At 55.1% G+C, this 18,781-nt stretch carries 11 protein-coding genes; 7 read left to right on the plus strand and 4 right to left on the minus strand.

Translation table 11 applies throughout. The annotated features are described in order from the left end of the window. Positions 1-2: 2 nt before the first annotated feature. Positions 3-1,049, plus strand: a complete 1,047-nt coding sequence (locus JL015_RS12210; protein ID WP_201018642.1) for a PDDEXK nuclease domain-containing protein — start codon at positions 3-5, stop codon at positions 1,047-1,049. Between the two features lie 178 nt (positions 1,050-1,227). Here the strand turns inward: JL015_RS12210 and yghU are convergent, their stop codons facing one another. Both yghU and JL015_RS12220 read right to left on the minus strand, forming a co-directional pair. Then, on the minus strand, positions 1,228-2,067 hold the full coding sequence (gene yghU, locus JL015_RS12215) for a glutathione-dependent disulfide-bond oxidoreductase (RefSeq protein WP_201018643.1): 840 nt from the start codon (positions 2,065-2,067) through the stop codon (positions 1,228-1,230). Between the two features lie 71 nt (positions 2,068-2,138). Continuing rightward, entirely contained in the window at positions 2,139-3,035 is an 897-nt protein-coding gene (locus tag JL015_RS12220; RefSeq protein ID WP_201018644.1) for an EamA family transporter, read from the minus strand. A 321-nt stretch (positions 3,036-3,356) separates the two neighbouring features. On the opposite strand from JL015_RS12220, the gene JL015_RS12225 reads away from it, so the two are divergent. From JL015_RS12225 to JL015_RS27690, 4 genes are all read left to right on the plus strand, one after another. Continuing rightward, positions 3,357-3,734 carry a hypothetical protein gene (locus JL015_RS12225; protein ID WP_201018645.1) on the plus strand — a complete coding sequence of 126 codons (378 nt, stop codon included), beginning with the start codon at positions 3,357-3,359 and terminating at the stop codon, positions 3,732-3,734. Between the two features lie 68 nt (positions 3,735-3,802). Next, on the plus strand, positions 3,803-4,303 hold the full coding sequence (locus tag JL015_RS12230; RefSeq protein WP_201018646.1) for a DUF5625 family protein: 501 nt from the start codon (positions 3,803-3,805) through the stop codon (positions 4,301-4,303). A 90-nt stretch (positions 4,304-4,393) separates the two neighbouring features. Further along, positions 4,394-4,888: a DUF5625 family protein gene (locus JL015_RS12235; protein WP_201018647.1), complete on the plus strand. Its 495-nt coding sequence runs from the start codon at positions 4,394-4,396 to the stop codon at positions 4,886-4,888. Between the two features lie 625 nt (positions 4,889-5,513). Further along, a complete protein-coding gene (locus JL015_RS27690; protein WP_236250205.1) occupies positions 5,514-14,783 on the plus strand; it encodes a calcium-binding protein in 9,270 nt (3,089 codons plus the stop codon). 228 nt (positions 14,784-15,011) lie between these two features. Here the strand turns inward: JL015_RS27690 and JL015_RS12320 are convergent, their stop codons facing one another. Beyond that, a complete protein-coding gene (locus tag JL015_RS12320) occupies positions 15,012-16,010 on the minus strand; it encodes an Abi family protein (protein WP_200986278.1) in 999 nt (332 codons plus the stop codon). 869 nt (positions 16,011-16,879) lie between these two features. Here JL015_RS12320 and JL015_RS12325 point away from each other — a divergent pair. Further along, a complete protein-coding gene (locus JL015_RS12325) occupies positions 16,880-18,199 on the plus strand; it encodes a HipA domain-containing protein (RefSeq protein WP_236249418.1) in 1,320 nt (439 codons plus the stop codon). Continuing rightward, the gene (locus JL015_RS12330; RefSeq protein ID WP_236249419.1) at positions 18,196-18,519 is read left to right on the plus strand and encodes a helix-turn-helix domain-containing protein; all 324 of its coding nucleotides are present in this window, start codon (positions 18,196-18,198) and stop codon (positions 18,517-18,519) included. Before JL015_RS12325 ends, JL015_RS12330 begins: the two co-directional genes overlap by 4 nt. Here JL015_RS12330 and JL015_RS12335 read toward each other — a convergent pair. Continuing rightward, positions 18,476-18,760 (minus strand): helix-turn-helix domain-containing protein, encoded by a 285-nt coding sequence (locus JL015_RS12335; RefSeq protein WP_200986288.1) that lies wholly within the window; start codon positions 18,758-18,760, stop codon positions 18,476-18,478. The genes JL015_RS12330 and JL015_RS12335 overlap by 44 nt on opposite strands. Positions 18,761-18,781: the final 21 nt, after the last annotated feature.

The following is an 18,781-nucleotide window of genomic DNA, read 5'->3' on the forward strand; positions in this document are numbered from 1 at the left end:
TTGTGGGTAATAGTACGACGTCTGTTCAGCCTGAGGGGTATAGCGATTGGTTGGCGTCGCTCAAGGGGGACATCAAGCGGGCGCGGCAGCGTGCGGCTCTGGCGGTCAATAGTGAGTTGGTGATGCTTTATCATCGGATTGGCATGGATATCAGGCAGCGGCAACAGACTCAGGGGTGGGGGGCAAAAGTTATCCAGCAACTGGCTGATGATTTGAAAGAAGCTTTCCCTGATATGCATGGTTGGTCTGCCAGCAACCTTAAATACATGCGCTTTTTTGCGCAGCATTGCCCCGGCATTCAATTTGGTCAGCAGGCTGCTGACCAATTACCCTGGTTCCACATCGTCACCCTGCTGACCAAGCTGAATAACACCGCAGATCGAGAATGGTACGCGGCGCAAGCCGTGCAGCATGGCTGGCCACGCAGCACTCTGGAAGCCAATATCAAGAGTAGCTTGCACCTGCGCCAGGGTGGGGCTGTCTCCAACTTCGATATGCACTTGTCATCCGATGATTCCGCTCTTGCCCGGCAGGTGTTGAAGGATCCGTATCTGTTCGATTTTCTTGGGCTGGGCAATGATGCCCGGGAGCGAGAGATCGAGAATGGGCTGATTCAGCACATCACCCGTTTCCTGATGGAGTTGGGGGCCGGTTTCGCATTTGTAGGGCGCCAGTTCCGGCTGGAAGTGGGGGGTGACGAGTTCTTCATTGACTTGCTGTTCTACCACACACGGCTCAAGTGCTATGTGGTGGTAGAACTCAAGGCCACTTCATTCAAGCCTGAGCATGCCGGGCAACTGAGCTTTTATCTGGCAGCTGTCGATGCACAGATCAAGGCTGACGATGATAAGCCCATCATCGGCTTGTTACTGTGCCGACAGCACAACCGTCTGGTAGCGGATTACGCCTTATCCGGCTTCGGCAAACCCATGGGCGTCGCGGAATACCAGCTACTGCGAGACTTGCCTGAAACATTGACGCAAAGCCTGCCGAGTATTGCTCAGATCGAAGCGGCCTTGTCTGATGAGCTGGACACTCTGGAGGAATAATGCTGATCAGTTGAGGTACAAGCAAAACTGGTGGGAGGCAGCTTGCTGGCGAAAAAGGCCTAAAAAACGACAGATATTCTGCGTCTGTACGCCGAAGTCGCCAGCAAGCTGCCTCCCACAAAGTGATTCATGACCTTAACTGCTCGGCATTACTCTGGAGTGAGCCCTTGGGCTCGTGTCACTTCTCCAGATCAGACGCCTGATGCCGCTCTGGAACCTGATCCGCTTCATCGCCCCATGTGCGATTGACCTTCTTGCCGCGGATGACGGCAGGGCGTGCGGCGATTTCTTCGGTCCAGCGAAGCAGGTTCGGGTATTCATGCACCGACAGGAACTCCGCAGCGGAATAAACACTGTTCTGCACCAGTGCGCCGTACCATGGCCACACGGCGATGTCGGCGATGGTGTAAGTGTCACCGGCCAGATAGCGGCTTTCCCCGAGGCGGCGGTCCAGCACATCCAGTTGGCGCTTGGCTTCCATAGCGAAGCGGTTGATGGCGTACTCGATCTTTTCCGGTGCGTAGGCATAGAAATGCCCGAACCCGCCACCCAGATACGGCGCTGCACCCATCTGCCAGAACAGCCAGTTCAGGGTTTCAGTCCGGCCCGCGTGATCGGTGGGCAGGAAGCTGGAAAACTTCTCTGCCAGGTAAAGCAGGATCGAGCCGGACTCGAACACCCGCACAGGCTTCTCCTGGCTGCGATCCAGCAGCGCAGGGATCTTGGAGTTGGGATTGACTCCGACAAAACCGCTGGAGAACTGATCGCCTTCCGAAATCTTGATCAGCCAGGCGTCATATTCGGCACCGCTGTGCCCAAGGGCCAGTAGCTCTTCCAGCAGAATAGTGACCTTCACCCCGTTGGGCGTGGCCAGCGAATAGAGTTGCAACGGATGCTTGCCGACCGGCAGCTCCTTGTCATGGGTAGGGCCGGCAACCGGACGGTTGATATTGGCGAAGGCGCCACCGGACGAAGCAGGTTGCCAGACCTTTGGCGGCGTATAAGAAGTAGTGCTCATGCGGGAACCTCGAAATGTTTGAGGACGATCGTTTCGACCGGTGACGCTGCACGTTGTTCATGAATCATCGATCAGGCCAGAGGACGACTGCGACGAGCTAACAAGGCATTGCTGATGCGTTGTCCGTAAAGACCGACTGCCAGGCCCGACACGATGAGGCCCACGGCAACGATTTTCATCGGCGTCAGGCTTTCATCGAAAATCACCACCGAACCCAGAATTCCGAAGATAGGGACCAACAGTGACAATGGTGCAACAGTAGAAACCGGATATTGCCTGAGCAGCGAGTTCCAGACCCAGTAGCCGAACAGAGTGTTGGGGTAGACCTGAAATAGGATCGACAGAACGGCGCGATGGTCAATCTGGTTTATCAGCGCAGAGTAACCGCTGGTGCCATTGACGATGTAGTCCAGAACGAAAAGCGGAATCGGCGAAAAGGCGCTGGACCAGACCAGAAAGGCAAGCACCTGCTTGGTCTTGGCCTTTTTATTGATGATGTTCGTGACACTCCAGGCCGCTGCGCCGAATAACACCAGCACCAACCCGGTCGCAGTGACCGAACCGTCCGAAATGAAAATGATGCTCAACAGTCCGCACAGCGCAACGCCAATCCCGGCCAACTGGTAACGAGAGATTGTCTCCTTGAAGACCCAGGCTCCCAGCAGCATCGTGAAGAACGCGCTGAACTGCAAAACCAGCGAAGCAATCCCCGCCGACAACCCGGATTTGATCCCCAGATTGACGACACCCCACAGGCCTATACCGAATATCAGCCCGTAGCTAATGATGTAACGCCACGCGACATCAGGCTTGGGAATGAAAAAGATCGCGGGCAGCGCACAGAGCGTGAAGCGCAGACCTGCGAGGATGAACGGATCAACTGAGGTCAGGCCCAGCTTGATGACCGAGAAGTTAAGGCCCCAGAGGGCAGTAACCAGGATGGCGAGGAGCAGGTGGTGGAGTTTCATTGAGGGTGACTTCCTGGTCGGTGTCGTGGGATTCAACATCATCGAGCTGTGTCAGGGCAATCCATGACAGCTGTATCACGAGCCTGTCGAGCTTCTGGCGGCGGGTAAGGTTTATGCCTGAAAAATGCTCTACTTGCTTGTTTCCAGAACAAAAAACTTAACTTGCAGGATTGTATCCCGATAGATACATTTGCTGGCAATGTGCTTTCTTGGCTCCTGTAAGCAAGGTGACGATGCTCCCTGCGATGATCAAAGCAGGCGGCAGCCACTCCGTCGGAGTGCCGACTAAGGCAAGTGGTTAATGCAGGGAGCGAGAAGCTAATGGATGAGCTGAAGGGAGAGCTGGCAGGCCTGGATATATATGTTTATTCAGGATTGTTGCTTTCAACTTTTATCGCCATCAACTACAAACCCGAACATGCGGCCTCTCTGTTTATCTGGGGCTGTAGTGTTCCGCTTTCTGCTTTTTGCTATCTGGTCTGGGTTTATGGCAGTGGTGGTAGCTGGAACTTCGTGACGCTCCTTATAGAAATCTTTGCGTTTTCACAGGCCGGGTGGCTGGGAGGTGCTTTGGCTTTTGTCGGGCGGTTGAATAATATGAAATCTATCAAAAAGGCCGGGCTGTGGGTGTCCATAGTTTCGGTTGTTTTTCATGGGCTGTTTTTGATGCTGATTTTTGTTTCTGGAGCAGGTTCTTAATGGGCGAGTTGCCGTCTCTTTTGAACTTTATTCTTAATAGTGAGCTTTTGTAGGGAAAGGAGTTGGATGTGTCGTTTTTAAAAAGTTTTCTGGTGCTCTTATTGTGCGGTTTTTTAACGGGTTGTTCAGAGAAGGTTTGGATAATAAAGCCTTTTGACGTTTCTTTGCCGAATCAATATTCTGCCGCGAAGTTTAGGGTTTCAGAGAGTGGTGGATACAGGGTTGCTCTGTTGTTCGTATGGGGTGAAAGTGAACTGGACGTGGTTAGGCAAAGAAAGTTGTGGGGGAGGTTTGGCCTTGAGGAAAAGGGGACTCTAGTTCCGGTTCGTTTGCGAGTCACAAAGAATAATGAATTGTTTTTTGATGAGGTTTTATTAGCGGGCGGTGTTGACTCTGGTCATGCTTTTGAGTATGGCGGGGTTCATAAATCTGCGCTTGCTAGAGAGGTGAAGAGTTTTGCTCTTTCTCCAGGGAATTATTCTTTTGAGATTTTTACTATGGATGGGGTTGAGGCGTTTCGTGGTGATGAGAGTTATGTGATTTTTTCTTATTATGGGCCCAAGGTTTAAAGGTTTTCTAAAGTTTGGGGTAAAGGGTTTGAGAATGGATGAGAGTTATGGTGTTGCCAGTAAAGTCACTGCAAAAGAGGAGATGTGTTTATGTCATATTTTAAGGTTTTTTTTGCTCTGATCTTATGTGTTTTTTTAACGGGTTGTTCAGAGAAAGTTTGGATAGTAAAGCCTATCGACGTTTCTTTGTCAAATCAATCTGCTGTCGCGAAGTTTAGGGTTTCAGAGAATGGTGGATATAGAGTTGCTCTTTTTTTTGTGTGGGGTAAAAGTAAAGCTGAAATGGATAGGCAAAAAATATTATGGGGCAGAGGTGATAAAAGAGGAACGCCTATTCCAATTCGCTTGCGAATTCTAAAGGACGGTAAACCATTTTTTGATGAGGTTTTGGTGACCAGTGGGATTAGTGCAGGTCAAGATTTTGAATATGAAGGCGTTTATAAGTCTACTCAGGTTAGAGATATAAAGAACTTTGCCCTTGCCCCAGGTGATTACTCTTTTGAAGTTTTGACTGTGGAGGGGGTTAAAGTATTTGAAGGTACTGAAGGCTATGTGGGGTTTTCTTATTATGATCCCAAAATTTAAGTGATTTTTAAATTGAGAGAGAAAGGACTCGAGAATGGAAAAGACTTACAGTGTTACGTACAAGGTCGCTGAGATAGGGGCGGATTATGTTTATCAGCATGATAAGGGGGATCATAAGGCGGGGGACAAGGTCGATTCTGTCGGCGGGCATATGTGGTATAGCGTTAGTGATGGTGAAAATAGCGAGAGTTTCGGTTTTGCCTCGGCTCTTGGGCAGTTAAAGGGTGATGGTAACGTAGTCTATGATGATAATCAGGCATACCGGGAAACTGTTTATGAAGTAACTGTAAAGCTGACTGAGCAGCAGTATGAGTCATTAATGGCCTTTTCGGATAACCCCGCATCCGGTGGGTTTGATCCAAAAAATTATAATGTATTGACTAATAGTTGTGTGGATTTTGTATATGCCTCATTGAAGGCTATCGGATACAATCCAAAGGGGGAGCAAGGTGATCTTGTTCCGCAATTTAATGATGATAATATTAATGCGCTTCTTGGTGGGTTTGGGACTCAAATAATTATTGGAGATATGCATAAAAATGGATTTGTTTACGATGGTAGTGAAACCAGCTTGTGGCTAGATGCCAATGACCTAGCTGGTGGTATGGTAAACAATGATTTCTCATTGAGTACCGATCTTGCTTCTGGAATCAAATACAAAGAATCCGTGGATCACGATGCGGCAGCCGCTGAAGTTGCCCAGGGTTTGGTCGCCAGTGGTGGCGGTTGGAACCTGACTTACTATGCAGATAAACTCAATGCAAACCAGTATCAGGGCAATTGGATAAATAACACCTTTACCAATGCGGCCACGCAGATTCTGGCTGATGGTTATCGTCCGGGTAACGTCAACACCGTCAAGGATGTGTTTGATTTCAGCCTGCGTAACTCGACCCAGGGCATGACGTATGGCAGCACACTGGCTGCACTTTTGAATTCGGGCGATGCACGTGCCCGTGTGACGTTGCCTACCGATCCGCTGGTATTGGACCTTAATGGTGATGGCGTAAGACTGACGGATTATCTTGGAGCACCGGTACTGTTCGATGCCGATAACGATGGCGGCAGTCTTGAGGAAACGGGCTGGGTCAGCCCGCAAGACGGCATCGTTGTGGTGGACTCCAATGCCAATGGCAAGATCGACAACATCAGCGAGACACTTTCCGAATATTTCGGTGGTGTGGCGGGCACAGGCGGTAATGCCGGAGAAAAACGCTTCTCGAACGGATTCACTGCCTTGGCGAGTCTGGACAGTAATGCTGACGGTGTTTTCGATAACCGCGACGATGCCTGGTCGAGTGTCAAAGTCTGGGTCGATGCCAACCACGACGGAAAGAGCTGGGATGATGCCAATGGTAATGGCTCGGTGGACGCCAATGAAAAGAGCGAACTGAAGTCATTGGCAGAGCTGGGCATTACCCGGATCAACTTGAACAGCGTGGCTCAAAGCGGCGAAGTGCGTGACGGTAACGAAGTGCTGGCACGAGGGACATTTGTTCAGAATGGCGTCAGTAAAGAAGCCATCGCCGCCAACTTCCTGGCCAACCCCAACGGTCACGTTTTTACGGCAAGTGGCACCGGTACTGTCATCTCAACGCAGGGGGGAGGAGAGGTTTCCCCTGTAAGCGGTTATGCCTCTTCATCCTCCACGGGTGAACATATCGATGTGGCATCGAAAGGCGTAAACAATGCGACTGGCGGCTCTGGCAATGATGTGTTGCAAGGCGACGCCCAGACCAACTGGCTGGCCGGTGGCCAGGGTAGCGATACGTTCTACGGTGGTGCCGGAGACGATGTTCTGCTGATCGATGGCGACGACCTGTCCGAGAATATCCATGGAGGGGACGGTACCGATATCGTTCAGGTCCTGGGCGATAAAGGTGTTTATCTCAACCTGGCAGATGCCGGTGTGGAGATTGCCCAAGGCGGTCGTGGCAATGACACCTTCATCGGGGGCGGGTCCAGCACGGTTTATATGCGCGGCGGCGACGGCGATGATGTACTCATCGGTGGGTACGCCAATGATGCGTTGTCGGGTGAAGATGGTAACGACGTCATTCTGGGCGGAGCCGGCAACGATGTATTGCGCGGGCATCGTGGCAATGACCGGATCCAGGGCGGCTTGGGCAATGACCTCATCGATGGCGGTCAGGATGACGACAACCTCAACGGCGGTGCCGGCGACGATGTACTGATCGGTGGTGCGGGCGATGATGTGATTGATGGCGGTGACGGCCTGGACGTCGTCGAACTGTCCGGTGACTTTGCCGACTACCGTCTGACACGCACGGCAGAAGGTGTCTGGATCAGCGACACCGTGGCCGGGCGTGACGGTACCGATTTCCTGCAGAACATCGAAAAGGTCAACTTCAAGAATCTCAAGCTGGTCGAGATCCCGAGCACCACCAGCGAAGGCATCGAGAATCCTCTGCTGGTCAAGGATGTCCTGAGCAGCGACAAGGCCGGTGCGGCTTTCGAGCGTACCAGTGCGCATCTGATCGGCAAGGAACAACTGCTGCAGAACGATATCGACTGGCAGCATGATGCGCTGCACATCACCGGATTGTTCGATGTCGTGGGCGGTACGGCCAGCGTGACCCAGGCCGGCGATGTGCTGTTCACGCCGGATGCAACCTTTACCGGCATCATGGGCTTCAAGTACACCGTTGCCGACGCCAAGGGCAATGAGGCCGGTACGGTCATCAGCATGGGGACCGGCGAAAGCGCGACGATGCGTGCTGCGGTTTACCTCAAGACCTCTGATCTGCCCGACGATCCGCTGGTGACCGATCAATGGTATCTGTCCCAGGCCAATATTCTTCCGGTCTGGAAGGATTACACCGGCAAGGGCGTCAGGATTGCCCAGATCGAAACCACCAGCCCTTTCGGCACGACCAAGGAAGTGCTTGATTACCGTCATGCCGACCTGAAAGACAACATCGACAAGAACTGGCTGGCCAATGCCACGCCGGGGCAGATGGCGGGCGAGGGCAGCGGCGGCGTCTTCAGCGATCACGCGACTCTGGTGGCCGGTGTGATGGTCGCCTCCCGCAATGGCGAAGGCAGTGTGGGTGTGGCTTATGACGCCACGGTTGCCGGTTACTGGGTCAATAAAGACGACTTCAGCACCATGTCCCACATGCACGAATATGACGTGGTGAACAACAGTTGGGGCAGTAGCATTCCCTTCGACCTGAAGTTTTCCCCGGCCGAACTGGGATTGATGCCGACGCCCCACCGTCAGGCCTTGCAAGAGGGGCGCGATGGTCTGGGGACCGTGATTGTCACGGGCGGCGGCAACGACCGGGAAAAAGGCGGGAACACCAACTACTCGAACGTCTCCAACAGCCGCAGCAGTATCATTGTCGGCGCGATCAATGCCACCACCGACCTGGGTGCGCTCCAGTTTGGCGGCAAGCCGTTTTCCAGCCCTGGTGCCAGTATTCTGGTCAGCGCGCCGGGCTCGAACGTGACCTCCACTTCGCGTCTGGTGCAGAACGACAATGGCTCCACGTTCGGTGCCGACACCAGCGTTTCGCAAGGCACCAGTTTTGCCGCGCCGATCGTCTCCGGCATCGTGGCACTGATGCTAGAAGCCAACCCTGAACTGGGGTATCGCGACGTCCAGCAGATCCTGGCGATTTCGGCCCGCAAGGTCGCCGACCCTGATACCTCCTGGCAGGAAAACGGAAGCCAGAACTGGAACGGCGGCGGCATGCATGTCAGCCATGACTATGGTTATGGCGAAGTCGATGCTCGTGCTGCGGTTCGTCTGGCCGAAACCTGGAATACCCAGCAAACCTACGGTAATGAATTCAGCCTGAACCAGCCTCTGGACTCCGGCACCCTCAACCGCGCAATTACTGACGGACAGGGCGCAGGCATCAGCCATTCCCTGACCATGGGTAACGCCGGTATTTCTGTCGAGCATGTTGAAGTCAAAGTCAGCCTGACGCATTCCCGTCCGGGTGACCTGATCCTCAAGCTGATCTCGCCGTCCGGTACGGAATCCATTCTGATGAACCGTCCGGGCAAGGCGCCGGGCAGTGCGGCGAGCGATCGTGGCAATGCCGACTTTGCGGGCAGCTCGACCCTGAATTACGTTTTCGACACGGCGCTTCTGCGTGGTGAAACGGCGCAGGGCAACTGGACGCTGCAAGTCATCGATACGGTCACCGGCGACACCGGCACACTCAACAGCTGGAGCATGAACGTTTACGGCAAGGACGGTACGTCCGATGACCAATATGTGTATACCAATGAATATGCACAGTTGGCCGCTGCAGGCGGACGCAATGTGCTCAACGATACCGATGGCGGCGTAGACACGATCAATGCCGCGGCGATTGCCAGCGCCAGCGTTATCGATCTCACCAAAGGTCAGGCGACCCTGGCCGGTGCCCAGTTGACCATCTCCAATCCTGGCCAGATCGAAAACCTCATCGGCGGCGAGTTTGGTGACTCGCTGACCGGCAACGCTGCGGATAACCATCTCTCGGGTGGTCGTGGCGACGATCTGCTGTCGGGCGGTGCAGGTATCGATACGCTGATCGCAGGACAGGGCAATGACACCCTGACCGGCGGCGCCGATACCGACTATTTTGTGATCGACAAGAACGCGGGCGACGTCGATACCCTGACCGACTTCGTCATCGGCACCGACCGAATCGTTCTGTCCGGTTTCGGCCCTGATGTGTATTCGACGATGGGCATCAGCCAGCAAGGCGCGGACACCCGGTTGACGCTGGATGACGGGCAAGTTCTGGTACTTAAAAATGTGCAGTCCCAGGGCCTGACCCTGAGCAGCTTCGTGCATGTACCGGAAGGCGTGAGCCTGAGCCGTCTGGAGCGTTACTCCGGCTTTGGTTTCGGGCTTGATGGCACCGTGACCGAGCGGATTCTGCCGGACACGACCAATGGCGTTCTGTACTGGGCCAATGAGGGCGGCGAGCGCGTCTTCGGTGGCACGGGAGCCGATGTGATCACCGGTGGTCTGGGTGATGATGTGCTGGTCGGCGAAAGCTCCACGTCTTCGACTGTCGGCGGTAACGACACCCTGAACGGTGGCGAAGGCAATGACGTGGTGCGTGGCGGTGCAGGCGATGACGTGCTCTACGGCGGTGCCGGGCTGGATTATCTCGGAGGCGATGCGGGTAACGATGTCCTCTACCTGGAGGGCGATCAAGGCATCGCTGACTACGCGACCACCACATTGCTGTCACCGAACATCAACCTCGGCGGTGCAGCCTCGCACACCGGAGCCTCGGTGGCGGGCGGTGCCGGGAATGATCGTTTTGTCGTGGTCGAAGACCTCAAGGCGAGTGCTTCGCAAGGCATCATGGCCAACCTGATCGACGATTTCGAGGTGGCCAATCCAGCCGAGAAAATCGACCTGTCACAGATCCGAGCGGTACACAGCTTTGCCGAGCTGAACTTCAGTTCCGTGACGGTGGATGGCGAGCAGTACCTGAGAGTCTGGCTGGGCGCGATGGCCAGTGGCACTCAGTACCTGACCCTCAAAGGCGTCACCGCCAATCAACTGTCCGCCACCAACTTCATTTTTGGTCAGGCCGTTGCACAGCCCAAAGTGCTGCTTAGCGGCACTGCTGCCAACGATCTGCTGATCGGCGACGCTGGCGGCAATACCCTCGATGGCGGTGCCGGTGCGGACGTTCTCGAAGGCCGCACAGGCGACGACACCTATATCGTCGACAACGTCGGTGACGTGATCAAGGAAGTGGTGGGCGGTGGCTATGACCTGGTCAAGTCCAGTGTCAGCCATACCCTGGCCAGTGAAGTCGAGTCCCTGCAATTGCTGGGTACAGCGGCTATCAATGGCACCGGCAATGAATTGGCCAACCGCATTGTGGGCAACAGCGCCAACAACGTGCTGGACGGTGCCGGTGGTTCCGATGTGCTGATCGGCGGCCTGGGTGACGACACCTATATGGTCGACGACGGTTCCGACCGGGTCGTCGAGTCCCAAGGTCAGGGCACGGACACGGTCAATGCCTCGGTTTCCTTCACACTGGCCAGCAACCTGGAAAACCTGAACCTGACCGGCAGCGCCAACATCAACGCTACAGGCAACAGCGCCGACAACATTCTGCGCGGCAATATCGGCGATAACCGTCTCGACGGTGCCCAAGGTGCAGACCTGATGATCGGTGGCCTGGGTAATGACACCTACTTTGTCGATCACATCGGCGATGTGGTCATGGAGGATACCGACGCGGGTAATGACAAGGTCATTTCCACCGTCGACTACAGCCTGGCGACGAATGTCGAGATCCTGACCCTGTCCGGTTCCGCCTTGAATGCCACGGGTAACGCCCAGGCCAACGAACTGTTCGGCAACGAACACGACAACCGCCTGTACGGCGGTGCTGGCGACGACTTCCTGCAGGGCGGCAAAGGCAATGACCGCTACCTGTTCGGCGTCGGTCATGGCCAGGACTTGATCAATGAGGACCTGGATGCCAGTGGCGGCGTTGACACCATCGTGTTTGAAGCGGGCATCAATGCAAGCGACGTCGCTGTCGATCACTCCGCGCAAGGCATGGTGCTGCGCCTGAACGATGGTCAGCAGATCATTTCCGGCTGGACCGCAGCCCGTGGTCACAGCATCGAGCGCATCGAGTTCGCCAACGGCACGGTCTGGAACACTGCAACCCTGGCGACCCAGGCCAACCGTGCGCCGACCCTGGCGCAGGCGATTGCCGATCAGAACGTGGCCGAAGACAGCGGATTCGTCCTGACCCTGGCACCCAATGCCTTTGTCGATGCGGACAGTGGTGACGCCCTGAAGCTGAACGCAACCCTGGCGGATGGCAAACCTCTGCCAGCCTGGCTGAGTTTCGATGCTGCCACCCGTACCTTCCGTGGCACGCCGGACAACAGCGCTGTGGGTAACCTGTCGATTCGCGTCACCGCGACCGACAAGGCCGGCCTGTCCGTCAGCGACAGCTTTGACGTGCGGATCAGCAATACCAACGATGCACCGGTCCTGGCCAAGGCCATTGTCGACCAGGCTGCAACCGCAGGCACACTCCTGAAGTTTGCACTACCGGCAGCGACGTTCACCGACGTGGATGCCGGAGACACATTGAGCATTACCGCGCAGTCTGCCGACGGTCAGTCGCTGCCTGCCTGGCTGACGTTCGATGCGGCCACTCGCACCTTCAGTGGTACGCCCGGAAGCCAGGGCACCGTCTCGGTCAAGGTTTCGGCCGTGGACCGTGCAGGTGCAGTGGTCAGTGATGTGTTCGACATCGTGGTCGGCGAGCAGACCGGCTTGATCACCGGCACCCAGAGCGGCGACTACCTCAATGGCGATGCGCTGGCCAACACGATCAACGGGCTGGGCGGCGACGATACCCTTTACGGCAACGCTGGCAATGACGTACTGAACGGCGGCGATGGTGCCGACTGGCTCTACGGCGGCGACGGTAACGACATTCTGGATGGCGGTGCCGGTAACGACAGGCTGTCGGGCAATTTCGGCAATGACACCTATCGTTTCTACCGCGGCATGGGGCAGGACACCATTACTGATTTCGACTGGACTGTGGGTAATGCCGACACCATCAAGGTCGCGGCCGATATCGCTCCGGCCGATGTGATTCTGAATCGTGACGGCAACTACCTGCATCTCTCGATCAAGGGAACGACAGATAAAATGTCGATCACCTTCTTCAACAACATCAACTACCAGGTAGAGCGTGTCGAATTTGCCGATGGCACGGTTTGGGATGTCGATACCCTCAAGGCCATGACCCGGGGAGTGGCCAGTGATGCAGCCGATACCCTGTATGGCGACGTTGGGGCCGATGTACTGGATGGGCTCAATGGCGACGACAAACTGTACGGTGATGCTGGCAATGACCAACTGAACGGTGGGGCTGGCAACGACTCGCTGTACGGCGAAAGCGGCAACGACACCCTCAATGGCGGAGCCGGTAACGACTACCTCGATGGTGGCGATGGCAATGACATTCTCGATGGCGGTGCCGGCAACGATTCCCTGAGCGGATCTCGCGGCGATGATACCTACCTCTTCTATCGCGGCATGGGCCAGGACACCATCAACGAGTTCGACTCCACCACGGGCAATGTCGACACCATCAAAGTCGCGGCAGGCATCACCCCTGGCGATGTCATCGTCAAGCGTGACAGGACGGATATCGTGCTCTCCATCAAGAGCACGAACGACTGGATGAAAATCTACGACTACACCAACTCCAACTATCAGGTGGAGCGCGTCGAGTTCGCGGACGGGACCGTCTGGTCTGTCGCGGACCTCAAGCGCCTGTCGGTGGTCGTGGCCAGCGAAGCCGCCGATACGATTTACGGCGACGAGACGGGCGAGCAGATCGACGGGCTTGGCGGCAATGATCAGTTGTACGGCCAGGCCGGTAACGATGTGCTCATTGGCGGTGCTGGCGATGACATGCTCGATGGCGGAACGGGTGTCGATACGCTGGATGGCGGAGCAGGCAACGACACGCTGTATGGCGGCTCGGGCAACGACATCTACCTGTTCCAGCGGGGCGGTGGCCAGGACCAGATCTACGACCGTGACTGGACCTCCGGCAATATCGACGTGATCAAACTGGCACAAGGCATCAGCCCGGGCGATATCAAGGCTTCGCGCGTGGGCGACAACCTCGAACTGGCGATCATCGGCACTTCGGACAAGATCACCGTTCGCGACTGGTTCTACTCCACCGACTCGCAGATCGAGCAAGTCCAGTTCGTGGACGGCACCGTCTGGGATGCAACGGCCCTCAAAGCCATGGTCAAAGGCGTGGCGAGCGAAGGCAACGACACCCTGCAAGGCGAAGAGTCTGTTGCCGATGTCCTGAGCGGTCTGGGCGGTGACGACAGCCTTTACGGCTTGTCAGGCAACGACACCCTCAACGGTGGCGCTGGCAAGGACAAGCTCTATGGCGGAGCAGGAGCGGACATCCTCGATGGCGGTGCCGGTGATGACAGCCTGTATGGCGATGCAGGCAACGACACCTACCTGTTCTATCGCGGTGCCGGGCAGGACTGGATAAGCGACTACGACAATACGGCCGGCAACCTGGACGTGATCAAGCTTGCGGAAGGCCTCAAACCTGCCGATATCCAGCTCACCCGTAGCCTGAACGACCTGTATGTCGGCATTGCCGGAACAACCGACAGGCTGACGGTTTCCGGATGGTTCTCCAATACCGCGAACCTGATCGAACAGATCCAGTTCGCCGACGGGACCACCTGGAATGCCAGCACCATCAAGACCATGAGCAACGGCACGTCCACCCAGGGCAATGACGCGCTTTATGGCGATGATGCTGTGGCCGATTCGCTCAGTGGCCTTGCAGGCAACGACAAGCTCTATGGTCTGGGCGGCAACGACGTGCTGTCGGGCGGTGCCGGGGATGATGAACTGAACGGCGGCGCAGGCGCGGACACCCTCATCGGTGGCACGGGCAATGACCGGCTGTATGGCGACCGTGGCAACGACCTCTACCAGTTCGAGCGCGGCGGTGGCCAGGACGTCATCGACGACTTTGACCCGGATGCCAACACGGATGTACTGCAGTTTGGTAGCGGTATTGCGGCCGACCAACTGTGGTTCAGCAAGAATGGCTGGGATCTGGAAGTCGGCGTCATCGGCACGAGCGACAAGGTGACGGTATCCAAATGGTCGTTCTGGGGCGAGGGCACTTGGGAGAAGGCCCAACAGATCGAGCAATTCCGCACGGCGGACGGCAAGGTCCTGATGGCCAGTCAGGTTGACCAGATGGTACAAGCCATGGCGGCTTTCGCACCTCCTGCACCGGGAGAAGTGAAACTGTCGGAAAACTACCAGGCCTCGTTGAATGCCGTGATTGCGGCTAACTGGCAGTAAGTCTGGAAGCAGCCGCGCCTTTGGGCGCGGTTGCTCTTGGTTACAGCGGCCCTGTCTGCGAAGCTGGATCGGCTTCAAATCTTCGATACACAATCACATCGAGTCTGTGTTTGGCATTCCGTATTTCACCTTCGCTGCCTTTCTGCAGTCGTGCTCGCAATGATTACCAAGTGCATCGCAGCGGGTGCAATACGCCGCAAAGGCCATAGGCTTTCTGGGCTATTAGGGTTAATCGAGCATTTGCCAAAACGGATCGTTCTGCCAGTCGGGTGGGAAGCCCATGGCTGATAGATTGATGTCGGCGAATTCATTCAATTGCTCATGCAAGCGTCTATCCCAACTGGTGTGTGGGCTGACTTGGCGCATCAGCAGGTTGAGAATGCATAGCACTGTGAACATTCGTGCATGTTGCCCTGGTTGTTGTAAATACGTTGGCCAAGGGAAATTGACTGTTTTGGGAAGCTCTGGACGGATGCCCAATTCGCGGTTCCATAGACGAGCATGATGTGCGCATATGTTGCGAATGCTCGTCAGGGTATGCAGCCATGACTGCAGAAGTGGTCCTGGCAAGGCCATGCGTCGGGCGATGGCTTTTTTGTCGGCATCGCGTGCGAGACCTTTGAACAAGTATGAGAGCTCACCAAGGGTTATCTCTTCCATGGCGGCCCAGGCGGGCATCAGGTCTGGAGCGTTGTAAGTCAGTGTGTAATGTCGCGCATAACTTTCCTTGGTGCGCAGGCTTTTGAGTAGCGTTTTGCGAGCATCAGATGCTTGGGAGGCATCGATGCGCTGACATTCGCGCGAATGGTCCTGATGCGCTTTTTCCTGTTTACTACGAATGCTGTCGAGCAGTGCCTGATGGCGATAGGTGCGCTGGAAAAAATGAACCTCCAGATACCAGTGAGCCCCATATTTAGGTCCCATGTGGTTGCTGATGGCGGCCCGTGCTGCAACTTCAATGCGTTCAATCGCATCGATTACCAACAGTCGCAGGCGTCGGTCAAAATCGTATAGACGAGTAAGTTCTTTCAACTGCGTACCGGGCCTGAAACCATGCTCGGCATCTTCGGACACTTGAAACGGGCGCATGTAAGGCGTGAGGCGAAAGAAACTGACGGCCTCAAAAAAACAATGCGCCTTGCCTTCGTCCTGGATAGTAAGCCCACGCTTTTTGAGCAAATCCAACTGGGCAGGAATATCAATGGCTGGCTTGCTAAAGGGCTTCATGCCGAAAAACAGTCGGGCATAAAAAACCCGCTCAATTTGTGCGTAACTGCCGAAGCAGCCCTAGGCATGGCGGGTATGTTGCGGGAGAGGTTAGGCACAGCTACGTTGTTTTGCAAGGTCTTTGTCACTGCATTGATGAACGGGTAGACCGTCTTTTATGTTGGTTTGGCGTCAGCAAGCATAGTGTGTTGCAACCGTACGGCGAATGCTCTGGTGTAAGAGCATATGTCTTCTGTATCCAGATCCGCTCGGTCTCTCAAGGATAGGCGGCCTTTGCTTTCAGGTTACGAAGCAGCACATACGGATCCGCCCCTATTCCCCTGCACATGCCCATGAATTCAATGACGTCGAGATCTGTGATCTGCATTCTCGAAGGATTGTGGGCGATCGATTCTGGTGACCAGTCCCTCCTAGGCTTCAAGTTGCGAGGTCATCAACCGAAGGAAAAACCACCGAACGCATGCTGCAGAACAAGCGTGCGCTTGGGTTTGATTCTGTCGTGGGCTGCGAAGGGGAGGAGGACGCGCTTAATCACTTGGCGCGACTTTTTATGGAATATGCGGAGATTTCGTTTCGGCGGGCGTTGGTTGCGCGGCGCAGACGGCTTGGGGTGGATGACTTTTAGCCGACAAATAAAAGCTGGTTTGTGGTTAATGCCGGCTAGTACATATGCGGTGTCTGTTCATCAGTCGTCGCCAGCAAGCTGCCTCCCACAAGTGGCATGTGTCCCTTAACCTTATGGTGATCACTACCTCCGAATCTGCAATATAGTGCACTTTAGCGGTTGTGGTGGGCTGCATTTCTGCAATAAATTGCACATAAACGGCCCGTGCCCTATGATCATCTGCACTATATTGCAGGTGCGCGTTATGCAGCTCACAATCCAGATCCACGATGAGGGCCAGTGGCGTAATGCTTTTCATCTCACCTTTCGAGAGCCAGCGGAAGGTTTCCTTGGGCCGTGTTCTTATGCATATGACCGTGACTATATCGTTCGCCACATCAACGACGTCCTGGCACAGGATGAGTCGGCGGTCAGCTACAACTTCCCGGTAGGTTTTGACGACAACACACTCAAGATCGCGCCAGCATTTCTTCACGATATCTCGCCGGCGGGTGCAGCAAAGAGTTCTCTGATGCGGCGGATAGGTGGGGAAAAGCCTGAGGGCTTGGCCACGGACCTCTTCCTGCTAGGTCGCTGTACGCCAGCACCAATCGGAAACATGCGAATCAAAGAGTCAGCAGACCTGATTGACCAGTCCGCTCGCCTTGGATTTCCTCGTGAAGAGGTGATTGCTCTGAGCACTGAGTTCATCGACTACGCATACGATCAAGGGGCAGCCATTGGAGGTGCCAGTGGGGCAGGTGGTGCTGCGCCAAAGATTCTGATGACTGAAGACAAAACGGGTCTGCTTTACCCGGATGCATCGCTTCCGGATTCAGAGGCGGCTGAGCACTGGTTTATCAAATTTCCAAGAGGGCAGGCACTGAGCGAAGACGTCGCCATCCTGCGCGCGGAGTACCTGTACTACAAAGCGATTCACCAACTCGGGTTGAATACGGTTTCGCAGGATGGGCTAGCACTTAACGAAGGCCGCAAGCCCAGTCTCTGGATGAAGCGCTTTGATCGTGAAATATCACCTGAAGGCGTTAAACGTTTTGCGGTGGAGTCCATTTATTCATTGGCCGGTGTTTCAGAACCTTGGTTGCAGATGAGTCATCTTCAGGTCATCGATATGCTCGTAAGCATCTGGAGGTGCGCGGGCCAGGAAGATGAGATCCATGATCTGATTTCTGAATATCTGCGCCGCGACTTGCTCAACCGGGTATTAGGGAACACCGACAATCACGGTCGGAACACTTCAATAATCCGTGAGAAGGGGCGATTCAAACTGGCGCCTATTTATGACCTGGCTCCGATGTCCGTAGATCGCGAAGGGATTATCAGAACGACACGATGGCCAAAAGAGATCGAGCTGGCCAACAATATCAATTGGGAGGCCGCCTGTATGAGCCTGGGGACCTATGTACATCCCGCTCGCTTGTATGAGCGCTTGAGGGAGGACGCCAAACTGTTTCTTCACCTTCCTGAAATCCTTCAGCCAGATCTTCCGGTCGTAATCTGGAACCACCCCAGTATCCCGCTGGCCAACCTCAAAGACCGGATGCAAGCCTGGGGTGTTCTATGAATTCAAATGCCGCTATGAGTGACCAGAACTTCAGCGCAATGACAAGGGAAGAGCTCATTCGCTCCATTGAGAGCATGCTGGGGCATGGCGAAATTTCAATGGGCAAGGCTGTGGAGATGCTCCGGACAATGGTGGCAAGGCTGGATCAGCGCACCTTTGCAAAAATGTGCAAAATCTCGATTCGTACCTTGGCGCACATTGAGCATGAAGAAGGTAATCAGACCATCAAGTCGATGAACGCTGTATTCAAGCCGTTTGGTCTTGAGCTTTGTCCGGTTAGGGTGAAGCGGGGTCAGTATTTGGGGGGAGTGGGGCGTTAAGAGTGCTGATCGTAGTCTCCAACCCCCGAAGCACCTCATATGGATCCACCCCAATCCCCTTGCACACTTCCAAAAACTCAATCACATCCAGCCTGCGCTCGGCATTCTCGGTTTTCGAAACGAAGGATTGCGGGCGGTCGAGTCGGGTTGCCAGTTCTTTTTGAGTCAGACCGGCTGCTTCGCGTGCCTCTAACAAAAGCATGAGCAAGGCTTGATAGCGGGTGTTGTGGATGGTTTTCACGTAGGCGTGCCGTTTGATGGT

Source organism: Pseudomonas cichorii (assembly GCF_015471405.1).
Taxonomy (GTDB): domain Bacteria; phylum Pseudomonadota; class Gammaproteobacteria; order Pseudomonadales; family Pseudomonadaceae; genus Aquipseudomonas; species Aquipseudomonas serbiensis.